The sequence below is a fragment of the Bombilactobacillus bombi genome (genome assembly GCF_003522965.1).
Lineage (GTDB): Bacteria > Bacillota > Bacilli > Lactobacillales > Lactobacillaceae > Bombilactobacillus > Bombilactobacillus bombi.
Genome location: NZ_CP031513.1, coordinates 567,118 through 584,359, shown reverse-complemented (window position 1 = coordinate 584,359; position 17,242 = coordinate 567,118). Strand labels below are relative to the sequence as shown.

15 protein-coding genes and 1 pseudogene are annotated in these 17,242 nt (G+C 29.2%); 3 read left to right on the top strand and 13 right to left on the bottom strand.

Going from position 1 to position 17,242, the window contains the following annotated elements; genetic code table 11:
* Window positions 1-1,395: an MFS transporter gene (locus DS830_RS03120; protein WP_118908211.1), complete on the bottom strand. Its 1,395-nt coding sequence runs from the start codon at window positions 1,393-1,395 to the stop codon at window positions 1-3.
* Between the two features lie 175 nt (window positions 1,396-1,570).
* Here DS830_RS03120 and DS830_RS03115 point away from each other — a divergent pair, with 175 nt between their 5' ends.
* Window positions 1,571-2,209, top strand: a complete 639-nt coding sequence (locus tag DS830_RS03115) for a TetR/AcrR family transcriptional regulator (protein WP_118901707.1) — start codon at window positions 1,571-1,573, stop codon at window positions 2,207-2,209.
* A 51-nt stretch (window positions 2,210-2,260) separates the two neighbouring features.
* Here the strand turns inward: DS830_RS03115 and DS830_RS03110 are convergent, their stop codons facing one another.
* From DS830_RS03110 to DS830_RS03065, 10 genes and pseudogenes are all read right to left on the bottom strand, one after another.
* A complete protein-coding gene (locus DS830_RS03110) occupies window positions 2,261-4,057 on the bottom strand; it encodes an FtsX-like permease family protein (RefSeq protein WP_118908210.1) in 1,797 nt (598 codons plus the stop codon).
* 10 nt (window positions 4,058-4,067) lie between these two features.
* Window positions 4,068-4,820, bottom strand: a complete 753-nt coding sequence (locus tag DS830_RS03105; RefSeq protein WP_118908209.1) for an ABC transporter ATP-binding protein — start codon at window positions 4,818-4,820, stop codon at window positions 4,068-4,070.
* A gap of 9 nt (window positions 4,821-4,829) precedes the next feature.
* Window positions 4,830-5,234: a YxeA family protein gene (locus DS830_RS03100; RefSeq protein ID WP_118908208.1), complete on the bottom strand. Its 405-nt coding sequence runs from the start codon at window positions 5,232-5,234 to the stop codon at window positions 4,830-4,832.
* A gap of 70 nt (window positions 5,235-5,304) precedes the next feature.
* The gene (locus DS830_RS03095) at window positions 5,305-6,630 is read right to left on the bottom strand and encodes a sensor histidine kinase (protein WP_162887491.1); all 1,326 of its coding nucleotides are present in this window, start codon (window positions 6,628-6,630) and stop codon (window positions 5,305-5,307) included.
* Window positions 6,612-7,278, bottom strand: a pseudogene (locus tag DS830_RS09020) (response regulator transcription factor). The gene DS830_RS03095 and the pseudogene DS830_RS09020 overlap by 19 nt, the downstream one beginning before the upstream one ends.
* Window positions 7,279-7,418: 140 nt before the next feature.
* On the bottom strand, window positions 7,419-8,180 hold the full coding sequence (locus DS830_RS03085; protein WP_118901689.1) for a LytR/AlgR family response regulator transcription factor: 762 nt from the start codon (window positions 8,178-8,180) through the stop codon (window positions 7,419-7,421).
* A gap of 2 nt (window positions 8,181-8,182) precedes the next feature.
* On the bottom strand, window positions 8,183-9,436 hold the full coding sequence (locus DS830_RS03080; protein ID WP_118908206.1) for a hypothetical protein: 1,254 nt from the start codon (window positions 9,434-9,436) through the stop codon (window positions 8,183-8,185).
* A 45-nt stretch (window positions 9,437-9,481) separates the two neighbouring features.
* A complete protein-coding gene (locus DS830_RS03075) occupies window positions 9,482-11,122 on the bottom strand; it encodes an ABC transporter ATP-binding protein (protein ID WP_240366830.1) in 1,641 nt (546 codons plus the stop codon).
* Window positions 11,119-11,820 carry an ABC transporter ATP-binding protein gene (locus DS830_RS03070; RefSeq protein WP_205526805.1) on the bottom strand — a complete coding sequence of 234 codons (702 nt, stop codon included), beginning with the start codon at window positions 11,818-11,820 and terminating at the stop codon, window positions 11,119-11,121. Before DS830_RS03070 ends, DS830_RS03075 begins: the two co-directional genes overlap by 4 nt.
* A gap of 51 nt (window positions 11,821-11,871) precedes the next feature.
* On the bottom strand, window positions 11,872-12,588 hold the full coding sequence (locus DS830_RS03065) for a hypothetical protein (protein ID WP_118908204.1): 717 nt from the start codon (window positions 12,586-12,588) through the stop codon (window positions 11,872-11,874).
* 257 nt (window positions 12,589-12,845) lie between these two features.
* Here DS830_RS03065 and DS830_RS03060 point away from each other — a divergent pair, with 257 nt between their 5' ends.
* Window positions 12,846-13,826, top strand: a complete 981-nt coding sequence (locus tag DS830_RS03060) for an aldo/keto reductase (RefSeq protein WP_162887490.1) — start codon at window positions 12,846-12,848, stop codon at window positions 13,824-13,826.
* Window positions 13,827-13,957: 131 nt separating this feature from the next.
* Here the strand turns inward: DS830_RS03060 and DS830_RS03055 are convergent, their stop codons facing one another.
* Entirely contained in the window at window positions 13,958-15,667 is a 1,710-nt protein-coding gene (locus DS830_RS03055; RefSeq protein WP_118908202.1) for an MFS transporter, read from the bottom strand.
* A 139-nt stretch (window positions 15,668-15,806) separates the two neighbouring features.
* Between DS830_RS03055 and DS830_RS03050 the strand changes: the two genes are divergently transcribed.
* Window positions 15,807-16,325, top strand: coding sequence for a PadR family transcriptional regulator (locus DS830_RS03050; RefSeq protein ID WP_118901673.1), 519 nt, complete (start codon window positions 15,807-15,809; stop codon window positions 16,323-16,325).
* Window positions 16,326-16,471: 146 nt separating this feature from the next.
* Here DS830_RS03050 and DS830_RS03045 read toward each other — a convergent pair whose 3' ends face one another.
* Window positions 16,472-17,236 carry an ABC transporter permease gene (locus tag DS830_RS03045; protein WP_118908201.1) on the bottom strand — a complete coding sequence of 255 codons (765 nt, stop codon included), beginning with the start codon at window positions 17,234-17,236 and terminating at the stop codon, window positions 16,472-16,474.
* Between the last annotated feature and the right edge of the window lie 6 nt (window positions 17,237-17,242).

Genomic DNA, 17,242 nt, shown 5'->3' with positions numbered 1-17,242 from the left:
TTATTTATTTTTTAAATATTGACTTTTTTTAACGAAACTAAAACTTAATAATAGTGAGACTATTAAAAATGGAATCCAAAATTTGTAAATATTTAAATAAGAAATTGCTAAATGTTGGGGAGTTCTTATCTTTAAATTCTGCAAATTACTATTTAGCATTGACATAAAAATTGCTACTCCTAAAACAGAGCCAATTTGCCGAAAAACCGTAATAACACTTTGAGAAGCAGTCAATAACCCTCCTTCAAGTTCTGAAGCTGCAAGTACATTTACAGGACCTGAAATAATACCAAAACCAATTCCACAAACAAAAGTTGCTAAAGACATATTAAAAATTTTATCTGGATTTAGGTTACTTAATAAATAATATGACAGTGTTAAAAATATTAAACCACTAAAAACAATCATTCGTGGTCCTAATTTATTAATCAACAGACTGCCTAAGCCACCAAAGCAAAAAACCGCAATCGACATTGGCAATAAAATTAACGCTGCTTGTAATTCAGTTTTTCCTTGAATACGAGTAAAGAAAGTTGGCATCATTACGATGACTCCAATATAGAAAAATTGAGCTAATAATCCAACAATTGCAGAACTTACAAATGGACGAACTTGAAATAATTTTAGATTAACCATTGGTGAAGCAGTATGTTTTTCTGTCAAAACAAATAGTATTAATAAAGCAATACTTACAGTGAAACAAGTAATTGTTTTGACATCAGCCCATTGCCAAACACGCCCTTTAATAATTCCTAAGGTTAAGAAGAACAATGATAACATTGAAGTAATACTACCTAACCAGTCAATCTTTATATTTTTATAAGTTTGCTTTTCCATTGATAGACTGGTCAAACTTAATATCATGGCTAATATAACAATAGGAATATTGATTAGAAAAATCCAATGCCAATTTAAAGAATCAGTTACCAATCCTCCTAAAGTGGGACCAATAGCTGCAGCCCCGCCTTGAGTTAATCCTAAAACTGCCACCACTTTAAATCTTTGATCAACTTTCCAAGTAGAAATACCAATTGTATTTGCTAATGGTAACAAAATCGCTGCACCAATACTGGAAATAAGTCGTCCAGCAATTAAAAGAGTAAAATTAGTCGCTATTCCGGCCACGACTGATCCTAATCCAAAAAACAATAGCCCTAATAAATATAACCGATTACGGCCAAAAATATCCCCCAGTCTACTTAGTGGTATAGTAAATGATGCGAAAATGATTGTATAAACATTCAAAGTCCAAGAAAGTTGACTAGTGCTAATTTTTAGTCCTTGTTGTATTGCTGGTAAAGCAATGTTCATGATAGTTGTATCTAACATTACTAAGAAAATACCAAGACACATCGCAATAGTAGCGGTCACTTTCTTTCTTCTTGTTAATATCATAATTCTCTCCTTTCTCAAAAATATGAGCGATTGCTCGTTTTTAAAACGATTTTAATTATAAGCCGTTATTCAAAAAAAGCAAGAATAAATATGAGCATTAACTCAATTAATGTTGTAATTACTACTTTAGAGACTTATAATCTACTTAATAAGTTATTATATTGGAGACTAATTAATGCCTAGACAACCACTACAACAAAGAAGTCGCATTAAACAAGAAAAAATATTAAAAACAGCCAAGCAACTTTTCGCCCAAAAAAATTATTTTATTGTTTCAACTAATGAAATTGCTAAAGTTGCTGGAGTTTCAATTGGTACTCTCTATTCTTACTTTAAAGATAAAAAAGCAATTCTTTTAACTCTATTGAATGAATATAACCAAACTTTTGATAGTGTTTTTGGACATTTAAATACTGATGCGGCCTTAGCATTATTTGAAAATGATACTCATCAATGGTTGCAAAATCTAGTTAATATGTTGTCTAAACTAGAAGATCAACAATTCCATTCGCAAATTGAAATGCTTAGTTATACTATTCCAGAAGTACAGCAAACCGTTGTTCAACAAAAGCAAAAAGTTCAAGAACTAACACGACAATGCATACTTGAATATTCCAAACAAAATGTTCACCTTGATGATGAAGATATCGATAATTTATCAATTATTTTATTTGATTTTATTAGTTCGTTAGTTGATGAAATCATTTATGGAGATAATTCTATTGAACAAAAGCAACAGTTACAAAATACAGGAATTACTTGTCTAGAGTTAATCATTAAACAAACCCTAATAAATACAAAAGAAAAAAACTAATATCAATTAAATTAGTTTTTTTCTTTTGTATTAGTCAACAGTGCTAATTATTTATTTTCTTGTTAAAACTAATTTTTGATAAAGATATGTTGTTAACAAATAATATAACCCATAAATAAGCAAAAATAATAAAGTTACCCCGAAAACTTGATGATATGGATTAGTAAAAAAAAGACCAAACATTCGCAAACCAAATAAAACATGAATAATTCCTAAAAAGGCTGGTAATACAAATAATACACCTATTTCTATTCCTATAGATTGTTGCATAACATGAACTTTTGCTCCAATTTTTCGTAAAATTTGATAACGTGATTGATCAATTGCTGCACCTGATAAAATTTTAAACATTAAGCAACTAACTAGCATTGTTAAAAATGCAATTCCTAAAAAGAAACCCATAAATTGAAATCCAGATAATGCACTATTAAACCTTTCATAATTATATATTTTTTGATTATAATTAAATTCATGAGAATGATTTATTTTTTCATTTTCTTTAACTAATTTTTTAATAGTTACTCGATGTTTCATAAAATTTTGAACTTGCACTGTTGTTAAATAGTATGGATTTACCGGGAGTTTTTTAAAGGTATTATTATCAATGAATAGCAATCGTTTGTCTTGATCTTCCGGTGTTAAGAAAGAGCGCAAATAATTTATAGCCTTTGTCTCAGTTTGTAATTGCTGAGATGTTAATTTTAAACATTTAACCTTACTAGAATTATTGATTGGTTGATTCATTAATAATGGATTTTTAGAAAATTGATTTTTTTCAAAATAAATATTATGATTCATTTTTTTAAAGTGATAATTAGAAACTTTAGTTGGCGCTATTTTATCCAATTTTTTCTTAGTGGTTGGCTGTGATTTTACCAAGCTTAAATCATAAGCGGTAGATCTATTTGTTAAAATAGGAACTTCGTTATAAAAATTTAAGCCAACAATCACAGCACCCAAAGATAAGGCGAATAAAATAGTAATCATTGTTAAAACTTGTGTATATTCTTGGATTCGATAATTCAATTGAGCTAATATAAAAGTATTTAATTGTTTGTTTACTATATTAGGTCTTTTTTTAATTTCCAAAATAACCAATGGAATTATAGAATTTAAAACTAAATAAGTTCCCATAAGAATTGTTATAATTGCAATTAAAATTGCTAATACTTGAAAAGTTTCTACAATTTTAGGGCTCATTGCTAAATAACCAATTAATAACAAAATGACACCAGCAATAGCTTTTCCAATTGCTTTAAGAGTACTTTGTGCTTTTACTTTAGGAAGAGTGATTTCATTTAGGATGTCTAACACTGTTTTTTTAAAAAATTTTTGCGTATTAACTATTACTATAAAGAAAAAAATAGCTAGAAATACGATAATTGTTATGATTATTGCTTTTAAATTAATCACATCAAAATTATTAAGTTTTAATTCTAAAGACCTAATTAAAAGTTGACTAGTATACTGTGTCAAAATTATTCCTAGAATAATTCCAATGAAAATTGAAATTCCACCAATAATAATAATTTCGCTACTTATTAACACTAATAAACTTTTTCTTTTTGATCCTAATATTAATAATAAGGCGTACATTTTTTGTTGTAAATTAATAAAAAAAGAATTGGCATACATTATATAAATCAACGTTATTGCTATTAATAAAAATGAGCCGAGTTGAAAAATTATAACAATTGAACTAAGACTAGTAGTTTTATATAAAAATTTTTGATTGCATGCGATAGCTTCAAACATATAAAATATTGCCACTGCAAAAATTAATCCAGAAAAAAGAACTACATAATCACGGGTCTTACCACGAAAGCTTTTAATAGCTAGCCTGATCATTTATGTCACCTCAAGAATTTATTCTTTCCAGTATAGTGAGAATTTTGTGATAAAAATCATTTTTATTCTGTGAATTATTGCTTGCCTCATTAAAAATCACACCATCTTTAATAAATAGAACCCTATCACAATAACTAGCAGCGATTGGATCATGTGTGACCATTAAAAGAGGTACATTGTTATTCTCATTAATCTGTGACAACAAATTTAGCAAATTTTGAGCACTTTTAGAATCTAATGCTCCTGTTGGTTCATCTGCTAAAATTAATTGTGGTTCAGAAATTAGAGCACGTGCACTTGCAACACGTTGCTTTTGCCCACCTGATAATTCAGTAGGATATTTATCAAGTAAATGGTAAATTGATAATTGTTTTGCAACCTTTTCTACTTTTTTGCTAATTTGGTAGGAATCAGTTTTTTGTAACATTAGTGGTAAAGATATATTCTCTCTACTGGTCAAATTCTCTAAAAGATTAAAATTCTGAAAGATAAAGCCAATTTGTTGAGCTCTAAAATCGGCTAATTCATTTTCATTTAGTTTCGTTATGTTCTGATTATGAAATAGTACTTGTCCAGATGTAGGCTTATCTAAGGAAGCAATTATATTTAATAAAGTAGATTTTCCTGAACCTGAGGCTCCCATAATTCCCACAAATTCTTTACTATCCAATGTAAAATCAATCGATTTCAAAGCTGTAGTTTGATAATCGCCCTTTTTACCGTATACTTTATTTAATTTTTGAACTTTTAAAATTATTGTCATTTTTTTACCCTAATGCCTTAAGTAATTTATAACTTTTTTAGGAACTTGATTATCTGTAACAATTCTAAAATCACCTACATATTGTCCTTTTGCTCTAATCTTCAAATATCTATGAGAATCTAATTTTAATTTAGAACCATACGAAGTAACTTGTATTTGTCGCTTTTGTCCGCTTTGGTTATAACTATTAACTTTATAACTATAATCAGTTTTATTATTTGCATTATCGCGATATTCTTCTATTGTTTTTGTAGGAGCATTAGCATAAACTGTTTCAGTTGTTACCATTGGATTTAACATATCAATTAGATATGCCCAAGTCGAAGTATTATTGATAGTCATTCTAGATAATACATACAAAAGCAAAAATATTATTACAATAATCAGTAGTACACTTTTAACAATTTTCTTCATGATTAGTACCTCCTTTTAACTACAACTTTAAGAGGTAATTATGAAGAAATTATAAAGAAATCAAAATGAGTTAGATAATCGTCTTCTCAATGGGTAAATTGATAATAGATTGAGTAATATTTGACTTTTCAACTTGAATAAATTCTATATTTCCATGATATTTTTTAATAATTTGATTCGAAATTGGTAACCCCAAACCAAAATGTTTATTATTCAAGCGATTACAATTATTATCTGTACTGTTAGTATTAATAACAAATTTTAGAATATTATCTTTTAAAAGTAGTTTTAAATTTATTTTTCCATTTGATGGACAAAAATCTACCGCATTACTAAAAATATTGACAACAACTCTGCGTAATTCTATAGGCACACTGATTTGATTACTGGAATCTACTTGATTATCAAATTCAAAATTAAGATGTTTAAGCTTTATTAAAGGTAATATTTCTTTAGTCACCTTTTTCATAAAATCGCATAATAAAATTTTTTGTTGCTCGTTTTTTAAAATCAGAGGTCTATTTTTAGAAAGTGAAATGAGTTTATCTAAATCTTCTTCCATAATTTCGGCACTAGCAGTTAGGTCGTTCAGTTCTTGTCTTTGCTCAGTTGTTAGACTTTCTTCCTTTAATAAATCGGCATTTCCTAAAATTACAGTTAATGGTGTACGTAAATCATGTGATAAAGTAGCAGTTTTATTTCTTTGTTGAGATTCACTATTCCACTGATCCATTAATGCTTGCTTCAGTGAATTTTTCATTGTATTTAGTGATGCTATGATCTGGTTAATTTCCATTATTTGAGACGAATTACTCGTAAAATTAAGGTTCTTTTGCTCAATTTGGGTTATTGCTTTTTCTACAGGCACTAACTGCCTTTTAATACGTCTAGCAAAATAATGAATATTTAACCAACAAGAAATTATTAATAAAATAAATGCTAACCATAATAGTAATTTTTCGGGAGGAGCTAAATAATAATTCAATTTTTTATTATTGTAGCTAGTATGTATTTGATAATAAATAACTATCTTATTATTTTTATTTGTTGCAGCCAAAAAGTGATATTTTGAAGTATTTATCGCATTTTTTTGATATTTAGCAGCATATTTTAATATTTTATGTGTTAAATTGTTTTTTTGTAATTTTCCATTTTTAAATATAGCATAATCAAGATCAGACGGTATTTGTGATTTTGAAAATTGTGAAGAGCCCTCGATTTTTTGCACTGTTTGGATGGCTAAATTTTGATAATAATCAGCCGTATGAAAAGCCTTACAATTAACTCCTAACATAAATACTATTATTGGTAATGTAACTGCTATAATTAAGGAACCTAGTAGTGATACTATAAATTCACCAAAGACCAGATTAAGTGTTAATTGTCTTTTTCCCATAAATAACCTACCCCCCAAATTGTTTGAATTGGACATTTTTTTAATGTTAACTTCTGTCTAATGTTTTTTATATGCGTAGTTATGGAACTGCTATCACCCTCACCTTCATAACCAAATATTTTTTCATATATTTGCTCCTTAGAAAAAACGGATCCTCTATTGACTGCCAAAAATTCACAAATCTCATATTCACTTTTTGTTAAAAAAATCTTTCGATTTTGTAAATACATCGTTTTTTGATTAATATCAAATTTAAAATTATCTATATTTATAAAAATGACGTCGTGGACGATCTTCACGTCTCAAGTGAGCTTCAACCCGCGCTCGTAATTCAGCAATACGAAACGGTTTTGTAATGTAATCATCAGCACCGATTCCTAATCCTAATAAAATATCACTCTCTTGATTTTTAGCAGTTAATAGTATAATCGGACAATCTAATTCATTACGATAACGCTTTAAAAATTCAAAACCATTCATTTTGGGTAACATAACATCTAAAATCAATAAATCATACGCATTTAATTCATTTAATCTCAATTCAAGTAAGTTGTCATAACACACAACACTATAGCCACTTTTTTCTAAACTATGCTTTATTATCCGCAAAATCGATGATTCATCATCTACTACTAATATTTTTTTCATAGTATATAATTCCCTCATAAATTAAAAAACTTAAACAAGTGTGCAGTTGCTTTCTTCTGTACTACTACACTATAACAATAAGGTGAGAGAAATACAATAATCTTAATATTTTCAAAACTTAATATAGTAATTTACTAAAATTAACCTTGTCTCTTTGAGTTTAAAATCTTTTTTATGGAGGACAAGTATTTGCGTGAAACTGGGCAACTACAGTTATGATTCAAAAATAGTAACATGGAATTTAGGTCTAGCAGTTGCAACTGATCAGAATTAATAACATATGAATTATGACAGCGTAATATTTTATTCGACATTGTCATAACCTCATCTAATGAACCATAAATTTCCATTTGTTGATTGAGTGCATGAATAATAATTCGATGTTTGTTAGGAGAAGTTTCTGCATAGATAAAGTCATCCTCAAAGATTCGAATGAGCTTAGGCCCCACTTTAAAGGTTAAATATTTTTTGGCAATAGTTTGCTCCTTACAAGCTATTTTTTGTCGTTGGTAAGCCAAGTTAACACATTCAATAATTTTTTGTTGAAAGTTATTAAGATTATCTTTGAGAATATAATCTAAAGCTGCTACTTTATATGTAAAAGTTAAATAAGCCATTTCTGAATGTGTTGTTACAAAAACAATTGCTGACCATATATCGAGTTTTCTAATCAATTGGGCTATTTCAAAACCATTTATAACACTTTTGTCTAAACCAATATCCAAAATAAACAAAGCTCCCGGTTGATAACCGCGAGTATGAATTACCTGTACTAAATCTTCAGCTCTAGTACTGGCTATTCTTAAATTTAATTTTAAATTACTTATCTTTTGAAGATTTTGGATAATTCTTTTTATTTCATATAATTGTTCAATATTATCTTCACAGATTAAAATATCCATGGTTACTCCTTAATTATTAGTTCTTGTACTAAAAAACCTTCTGCTACTTTATTCAATAATTCCAGATTATTTTCTGCTGCAATAATTGCTTGTAGAGTTTGGTGTTCATATACTGAATGAGTATTAAGTATTGTTTTAAATAAATTATTAGTTTGATTAGCAATCAAATCATCGTGAGTCAAAGGATAACGAATTAATAAGGATAGATATTCAGCTGCCGAAGTCGTAACTAAAATATCAACCTTTCCTTGATTATTTTTAACATATTCAATGGCTTGATCTAGTATAATTTCAACAATTTCTACAACTCGAACTGGAGAAATAGTAGTAATTTGAACCGATTCAATACATTCAAAGTGAATTTTGATATTATTTTGATATGCTGCAATTATCTTATAAGATAATAATCCTTTTAAGGGAAGTAAACTAATATTTTGTAGATCATTAATTCGTAAATCATCATAGGCAAAAGAGGTATCAATGATTTTAAGTGCTTCATCATAATATTGCTCTAACCCTTCAAAATTTTTATTTTTAATAAAAATTAAAGAAGCAGAAAGAACATTTAAATAATCATGCTTAAACTTACGAAGCTCGGTATAACTATGTTCTAGTACTTGAGCGTAATTTTCAATTTGCTGAATTTGCCGCATAGCATTTTCTTGACGAATTTTTTGAACAGTATCGAAGAAATGAACTAATAACGCCAAGATGGTCAATAATAAAATTGCTATGAATTCTGCTTCTAATATTGGATTAGAAGAATTGCTGCCAAAGCTAACAGTTGAAATTAATAAAATGATAATTATTATTAGATAATTAATAAAAATCAGACGCTTTAACCTTTGTTGAAAAATAATATCTGCTAAACGTTGCATAGCTTTATTTTGAATAATGAGTGCCACTCCATTACCTATTAGAAAAGCCATAACATGTAATAGCTTCATTTGTGAATTAAAAATAGTATTGATTAATAAAAAAACAATAAGACTTACTAGTAGTCCTAAGAGAGGATATAAAATTCTAATTGTTCGTTCAGAAAGGCTTAAATAATTTAAACCTACCAAAATAGCTGTAAATAAAATACCACTTAAAATAGGTGAAAACCATGAAAAAACAGCTCCGAAAAATGTCAAAACGGGAATTATTAAACTCCAACGTAATTTATTTAATCGAGTTAACGAGTGCCAAATAGCGATTAGATTAAATACTTGTAATATTAAAAATTGGATTCCCGTTATAATTATTTTATCCACATTTGCCCCCACAATAGTTGTAACCATTATATTATAGAAGATAAGTTAATTAGTATCTAGCACAGGAATTAATTGTTGATTTTCTAGCTTTAGTATTTGGTCATAAAGAGGAGAAATTTTAGTTTGGTGCGTAATGGCAATTAAAGTAAGATTGGTATCATGCAATAAAGTGTTTTCAATAATATCACTAGCTTTGTAGTCAAGTGCAGATGTTGCTTCATCCAATAAAATAATTGATTTGGCTTGTAAAAATGCCCTTGCTAAACATAGTCTTTGTTGCTGCCCGCCTGATAAATTAGCCCCATTTTCTCCACATTGATAATTGAGATTATAATTAATCTGCTTCAAAAAATTAGCCAAACCGGCTTGCTGCAGCGCTTGAATAATCTTTTCTTGAGCAAAATGTCTGCCAATTGTCACATTATACGCAAGAGTATTGTTAAAAATAAAAACTTCTTGATCTACAACAGCTATCTGTTGGTACCACCAGGAAATTGGTAGCTCATTCAAGGGCGTATCGTCCACTAAAATTTCCCCCTTATTGGGAGTGTAGAATTTTAAGAGTAATTTAAATATAGTCGTTTTGCCCCCACCAGAACTACCAATAATGGCGTATTTTTTCCCCTTGTTAAAATCTACAGTGAGGTTGGACAAAATGAGAGTTTTATTTTTGGGGTAATGAAAGGATATCTGATTTAAACTAATTTTATTAGTAAAGTTTTTATTTTGTATATAATTAACTGGCGCTTTATTGTGAGTAAACAATTTGGTCAGTTCCCGATTGATGTCATAAGCTCCTCTAAAACGTGTGAATAATATGCCTAATTCATTAATTGGCATGACAACAAAGTTGACCAGCTGCACGATTGCTGTGACACTACCAATAGTCGTATAACCCTTAGCAGTCATAATCATGCCCCCGCCAAAAGCTACTAAAAAAACAATTAACCCTGATAATTCTGAGATTGTGTCTGTTTGATTTTCAATATTTTTTAATTTGGACTGCGCTTTACTATAATTGTCTAATTGTTGTTTATAACGCTGCTTTATTGCAGATTCTGCTTGATAATTTTTAATTGTTAAGTAACCACCAATGATTTCTTTGATTGTATTGGAATAAGTTTTTTCTTGTTTAAGCAGTTGTTGCTTATGATAAGTACCCTTCTTAGCAGTTAAACTACTAATAAGTATTGGAATAGCAGTTGCTATTAAAACTAACACTGCTAAGATGAAATTTCCTATAAACATTCCCAATAAAGAATAAATAATTAAGGCTATGTTACGATAAATATTAAATCTTCCCTGAAGATAATCTTGTTGAATTTGATTAGTTTCGTTCAACAAAATATGTTGATAATCGCTACTTTTAATATTGGAAAATTCTTGATAATTTAGTTCGAATATTGAATTTATTAAGAAAGTCCGATAATAGTTAATCTTGTTTTGAGCATAAATATTAGTTAACCACTTGGCAAAATAATTTATTATTACAAAACCACAAATAACTACTCCACTTAATTGTAAAGCTGCTGTTAGTCGCTCTAAATTTTGGGCTAAACCCGCATCAATTAAGATTTTAATTGAAAAAGCAAATGCAATATTGCTTAGTGGTGCCAGCAAATTAACTATCAAAGTAATTCCAAACAATAATTTCATCATAATTGAAGAATTAGTTTTTATTTTCAATGTTTCGTCTCCCAATCTGAAAATTGATGATAATAATAGTTTTTGATATTATTATCAATTTGCTTTTGAGAAATTAATTTAATTTGGCTATGTTTAATTAACAATAACTGATCAGCAATATTGGCTAGTTCTTCAAGATTATGGCTGGAAATGATAATGCAAACACCTTGCTTGGCTAAATATTGGATTAATTTGGTTACTTTTTGAACAGCAATTAAATCTAAGCCATTAAAAGGTTCATCCAGTAATAATAATTTAGGATAATTAGCTACTGCTCTAGCTATTCCTAAGCGTTGCTTCCAACCTAATGACAAATTTTTAACTTTTATATTAGACTGTGAGGTCAAATCCAGTAAGTCAATAATTTTAATCAAGTATGCTCGATCTATCTTAATATTCATCAAAAATAATTGCTCTAACAGCACTTGTTTTACAGTATATGTGGATGGAAAAATGGGATATTCAATCAAACTGCCAATTTGAGAGCGCATTTGTTCATGGTTACCGTTGGTAATATCAATTGTGTGGAAGACAATACTTCCTCTGTCAATAACATTAAGTCCCACAATCGTTTTCATTAAAGTTGTTTTTCCTACGCCATTAGGACCCAACAAACCATATATTTTGCCGCTATCAAAATTTAAATTAATATCTTTCAAAATAATATTGTCGTTGAAAGATTTAGTTACATTATTCATTGCTAAAAGTACAGGACATTTTTCCATGTAGAAATTCCTTTCAAACTATATTTAAATATCTTGTTTATTAAAGTATTGTTGTGCCAATAGATTTCCCAAACAGCTTATAATAGTGGTAATTACTAAAACAATAAATAACAAATAATTACTTTCTGATGAGTAACTAGCGACGGCCATATTACAAAGAATAATAATTAGACCAATTGAAGTACTAATAATGTACCCAGCTTTTTTAATAATCATGGCAATTGCACACGAAAACAAACTAGCACTAATAAACAAAATATCCAAAAACCAATCTTTAATTAGCAATAAAATAAAACCATTAAACTTAAATACATGTAAATACCAACAAATTAATAATAATCCCACACCATGAGTAAACATCAAAATTATCCCAGTTATAAATCCAATAACTGCAATCATTCCATAATAAATTTTTGCACGGGTCATTGGGGCAGCAGCTAGTTGAACAATTTGACGATTAACAAAAGTAGAAGCAATAATTTGCAATGCTAAAAATCCTTGAAGAAGCATTACTCCTGCGCGAATAAACAAAATTTCAAAAATATAAAAATTTACTATCCCTTGAACTTTTGGAGATCCTTGAAAAATCATAGGTAATATTTCACCAAGTTTTTCATCTTTAGCTAATCCTTGCACAATTATTAGAGTAATTAAGGTTGCTGATAACAAAATAATCGCTAAATATGTTCCTATTTTGCCTATTCCTTCACGTTTAAGATATAATTTAAAAATTCTCTGCATGATATTTACTCACCTCACTAATCATTGTTCAATATTAGTGAATAAATTAATACCAAAATTTCCTAAACAGAACATTATCATTCCTAAATCACAGAATGGATGACAACAAAAATATATAACTCCAGTTTAAATAACGACTCTTCCCTAAATTTTCAGGTTAAGAGTCGTTATATTTTGCAACTATAATGCTAATATACAATTATAGATTTTTTGGCTATAATTAAGTCAGAAGTAAACCGATTACAAGGAGGTATATCATGGTACAAAATGTTACGATTGGTAAAACAGATGTAACTGCAACTCCGTTAGGTTTAGGAACTAATGCTGTTGGCGGTTATAATCTTTTTCCTAATTTAAAAGATGAAAACGATTTAAATATTGTTAAGACTGGTTTAGAAAGTGGAATCACTTTATTAGATACAGCTTATGTTTATGGTTTGGGACATTCTGAAGAGTTAATTGGTCAAGCCATCAAAGACTTCGACCGTTCTAAAATCGTCATTGCAACTAAAGGAGCACATGATTTTTCTAGTGGCGAACAAGAGATTAATAACGATCCGAAATTTTTAACAGCACAAGTAGAAGCTAGTTTAAAAAGATTACAAACTGATTATTTAGATATTTATTATATCCATTTTCCAGATAAGACCACTCCCAAAGCTGAAGCTGTGGGTGCTTTACAAAGATTGCGTGAGCAAGGAAAAATTCGGGCGATTGGGGTTTCTAACTTTAGTTTAGATCAGGTTAAAGAAGCTAATGCAGATGGTTATGTTGATGTCGTTGAGGATGAGTTCAGCCTTTTACATCAAGATCGTGAAGCAGATTTACTGACTTATCTCAAGGAAAACAAGATTAGTTTTGTGCCCTATTTCCCATTGGCATCAGGATTACTAACTGGCAAATATAATCAAGATGTTCACTTTCCTGAAACTGATATTCGCAGTCAAATGGCTGATTTTCAACAACCGCGCTATAGCAAGGTTTTGAAAGCTATTGAAAAAATTCGTCCAATTGCCAAGACCCATCAGGCGACTGTTGCCCAATGTGTTTTAGCATGGTATATTATGAATCCTTATATCACTGTAGTTATTCCAGGAGCTAAAAAGCCAACACAAGTAGCCGCTAATGCACAAGCAATGAATGTAACTTTAACTCAGACAGAATATGACACGATTGACACTGCTTTTGCTGAGTTCAAAGCTATACAATCAGGAAAATCTTTGGCTGATCCAGATTAATCAAACATTACATCAATTTAAAAACGGCAAGTTTTCAGTATTTATTGAAAGCTTGTCGTTTTTAAATTGTATTAACTATGAAATTTACTTCTATGAGTCAGTTAACCTTTTCAGATATTCTGATAAATTTACTAATTATGTTTTTGTTGCATAGTTGTTAAATAATCTTTTTTACGCATAAACAATATGCTCACCATCATTGAACTAAAGACAAAAGGAATAGTTAACATATATAACTCAATAAATGCATGATGATATTGCTGCAAAGAATAATTTTTAATTTTAACTATACACTGATTAATCTCCTGATTTAATTGCTTTATTTTTTGATTTACTTTCTCTGTTATTTTCTGCAAAATTTTTAATTTAACTGATTGCGGTAGTTGTTGATTAGGCATTACAATTTTTTGATAGTTACTTTGGATTAACTCCCTCTTTACTGCTGAAGAAAAATGATTTTTAGTAGTTGTAGTATTAATTTGTTGCTTTTTGATATTAATAATAGTGTGTTTTTCAATTTTTCGCCGTTGTAAAGCAGACACCTGAAGTGTTGCAATCTGTTGTTGGGAGTATTTAATAGAATTTTTTTGTGCTTGAGCAAGATTTCCGTATAGACCGCTGACAAAAATAGCAACTGCTAAGACAATGCCGATTTGTCGAAAAACACCAGCTAAGCTTTGAGATGCTGCCAATAGAGTTCCTGTAAAATTAGATGCGGCTAAAACCGTGATTGGACCAGCAATTATTCCATAGCCGATTCCCAAAAAAATATCAGCTGTGATTATAGCTGGCAAAGAAGTCATATCAATTTTAGTAAACAATACATAAGCAATCCCCATTAATAAAAAGCCTATGGCAATAACAATTCGCGGACCATTTTTATTTACTAAAACAGCCGCAAGCGGTGAAAAAATAAAAATCATAGCTGATATAGGTGTTATCAATAAAGCAGCTTGTAGTTCAGTCCTATTTTGAATATGAGTAAAATAAGTAGGCAAAATAACGGTCACTGCTACTAAAAATAAATTGCTAAGTACAATTGCGACAGCTGAACCAGTAAATTGACGATCACGAAATAATTCTAAAGGTAACATAGGATTAGCACTTGTTTTTTCTGTAATAATAAAAAGTATTAAAGAAATTGTACTAATTGCTAATAACCCCATAATTAAAGCACTATTCCAATGCCATTCACGGCCTTTAACTAAGGCTAAAGTTAATGAAAATAAGGTTACCATACTTAATAATGATCCTAAATAATCAATCTTGGTTTGAATATAATTTTCTTTAAAATCAAGCGAATAAAAAGCCAAAATTATGGCTAGTATCAGCAATGGAAAATTAACTAAGAAAATTGCCCGCCAAGATAAAAATTGAGTAATAATTCCTCCAATTGTTGGTCCTAAAGCGGCAGCAAGTCCTTGTGTAACACCCAAAGCAGCGATAACGGTTGTTCTTTGAATCAGTGAAACACTAGAAATCCCAATAGTCATTGATAGTGGAAAAACAATTGCTGCACCAATACTTTGTACTGCTCTTCCGACTATTAAAGTCGATAAATTGGTAGCTATTCCAGATAAAATAGAACCAATTAGAAAGATAAACATACCACTTAAATAAAACCGATTTATTCCAAAACGATCAGCCAATCGACTTAAAGGAATAGTTAAAGTTGCAAATATAATCGTATAAACATTAATAGCCCATTGTAAATTATTTAGCGAAACTGATAATCCCTTTTGAATAGCCGGCAACGCAATGTTCATTACAGTTGTATCTAACATACAAAGAAAAATGCCAACACAGTTAGCACAAATTATTAAAATATTTTTTCGAGACATTAGGTTTCCCACTTCCTATTTATTTAATTATTATTAACAACGTTAATAATAATTAAATAAATATAGACTGTCAATAAAAATTTAAGAATTAATATTAATTATGTTAATATTGACTATATATTTATTATGGAGGTTAAAAATGAAAGGACGCGATGTAGTTTTAGGTTTATTAAATACTAAAAGTCGTAGTGGCTATGAAATCAAAGAAATTGTTGAAGATCAATTAGCCTATTTCTTTGATGCTAGCATTGGTATGATTTATCCCACTTTAAGAAATTTAGAAAAAGAAGGAAAAATTCAAAAAACCCGCGTTTACCAAACAGATAAACCTAATAAGAACGTTTATACTATTACTGATAGTGGCAAAAAAGAATTTGCTCAATATCTTAAATCACCAATAGCACAAGATATTTACAAATCTGATTGTTTAATGCGCCTATACTTAGGTACAGAATTATCTGATAAAGAAATCACTCATTTAATTCAGCAAGAATTAAAACATAAACAAGAGTTATTACAACATCTACAAGATAGTTATCAAGATTGGCAATCAAAAGGTATGAATAAAAGACAAAAAATCACCCTAGATTATGGGATTGCTACTTATAAAGCTGCTATTAACGCCTTAGAAAGTGCTAAACAGGATTTACAACCGTGACTTTTTTAGTTGTAAATCTTTAAAACGGATTCACAGCCTCTTAATTGTAGTGGCCATAATAAATAAAGCATGCTTAATGAAGTATGCTTTATTTATTTAGTTGAAACTCATCCATTAGTATGATGATTTTGCTTACAAGATTTACCCTAAAATCTTTTTTTGCGAAATATTAAATACCCAATTATAAAGAAAAGTAAAAAATATAAGATAGTAGCGAGTGAAAGCTGACTGATACTTAATTTAGTAACTTGGATCATTGCTGCATTATAATATTGCTGAGTTAAGTTGATCATATTGAGAGGATTCCATCTTAATACTCTTGAAAATCGATAACCTATTAATAAAAGGCTCGAAGAAGCATATGTGCCGATAAAAATAATTATAATATTCAAAGTTACTACTAAAGCATTCGAGTTCACTAAAATAGAAGTTAAAAAAATCAAACTAATAATAAATGTTGATGTAATTAAATCAATGCCCGTTGTTGACAACATATTTACTATTAATGATTGTTGGTGTTGATAAATTGCTGTCCAAATAATTGGTTTTATAATCGGACTCACTGCTAAAATACCCGTAATAATCATTGCTAAACAATGTAAAATCAAATTATAAATTATAATGACTAATAATTTAGATAAATAAATAGCCAATTTACTAGGTGATTTATACAGAAGCGTTAAAATAGCATTGTTTTGAATTTCCATTGAAAAAGTGCTTGAAGCAACAATCACCAAAGTTAATAAAATTGGCTCACTAGAAGCAAAACAGGTCATAACTAGTAATTTGGGCTGCGTTTTTCCAGTAGCAAGTCCCATTGCAATCATAGATATAAGGATTAAGAATGGTGCAAACCAGGTGATTTTTTTATGAACCAGTTTATAAAATTCGCCATATAAAGTAGATTTCATCTTTTG

Coding starts and splice junctions, on each gene's coding strand:
- DS830_RS03050 (WP_118901673.1), top strand. CDS start 15,807: ATGAAAGGACGCGATGTAGTTTTAGGTTTATTAAATACTAAAAGTCGT.
- DS830_RS03055 (WP_118908202.1), bottom strand. CDS start 15,667: ATGTCTCGAAAAAATATTTTAATAATTTGTGCTAACTGTGTTGGCATT.
- DS830_RS03045 (WP_118908201.1), bottom strand. CDS start 17,236: ATGAAATCTACTTTATATGGCGAATTTTATAAACTGGTTCATAAAAAA.
- DS830_RS03115 (WP_118901707.1), top strand. CDS start 1,571: ATGCCTAGACAACCACTACAACAAAGAAGTCGCATTAAACAAGAAAAA.
- DS830_RS03105 (WP_118908209.1), bottom strand. CDS start 4,820: ATGACAATAATTTTAAAAGTTCAAAAATTAAATAAAGTATACGGTAAA.
- DS830_RS03060 (WP_162887490.1), top strand. CDS start 12,846: ATGGTACAAAATGTTACGATTGGTAAAACAGATGTAACTGCAACTCCG.
- DS830_RS03095 (WP_162887491.1), bottom strand. CDS start 6,630: ATGGGAAAAAGACAATTAACACTTAATCTGGTCTTTGGTGAATTTATA.
- DS830_RS03065 (WP_118908204.1), bottom strand. CDS start 12,588: ATGCAGAGAATTTTTAAATTATATCTTAAACGTGAAGGAATAGGCAAA.
- DS830_RS03085 (WP_118901689.1), bottom strand. CDS start 8,180: ATGGATATTTTAATCTGTGAAGATAATATTGAACAATTATATGAAATA.
- DS830_RS03110 (WP_118908210.1), bottom strand. CDS start 4,057: ATGATCAGGCTAGCTATTAAAAGCTTTCGTGGTAAGACCCGTGATTAT.
- DS830_RS03100 (WP_118908208.1), bottom strand. CDS start 5,234: ATGAAGAAAATTGTTAAAAGTGTACTACTGATTATTGTAATAATATTT.
- DS830_RS03070 (WP_205526805.1), bottom strand. CDS start 11,820: ATGAATAATGTAACTAAATCTTTCAACGACAATATTATTTTGAAAGAT.
- DS830_RS03120 (WP_118908211.1), bottom strand. CDS start 1,395: ATGATATTAACAAGAAGAAAGAAAGTGACCGCTACTATTGCGATGTGT.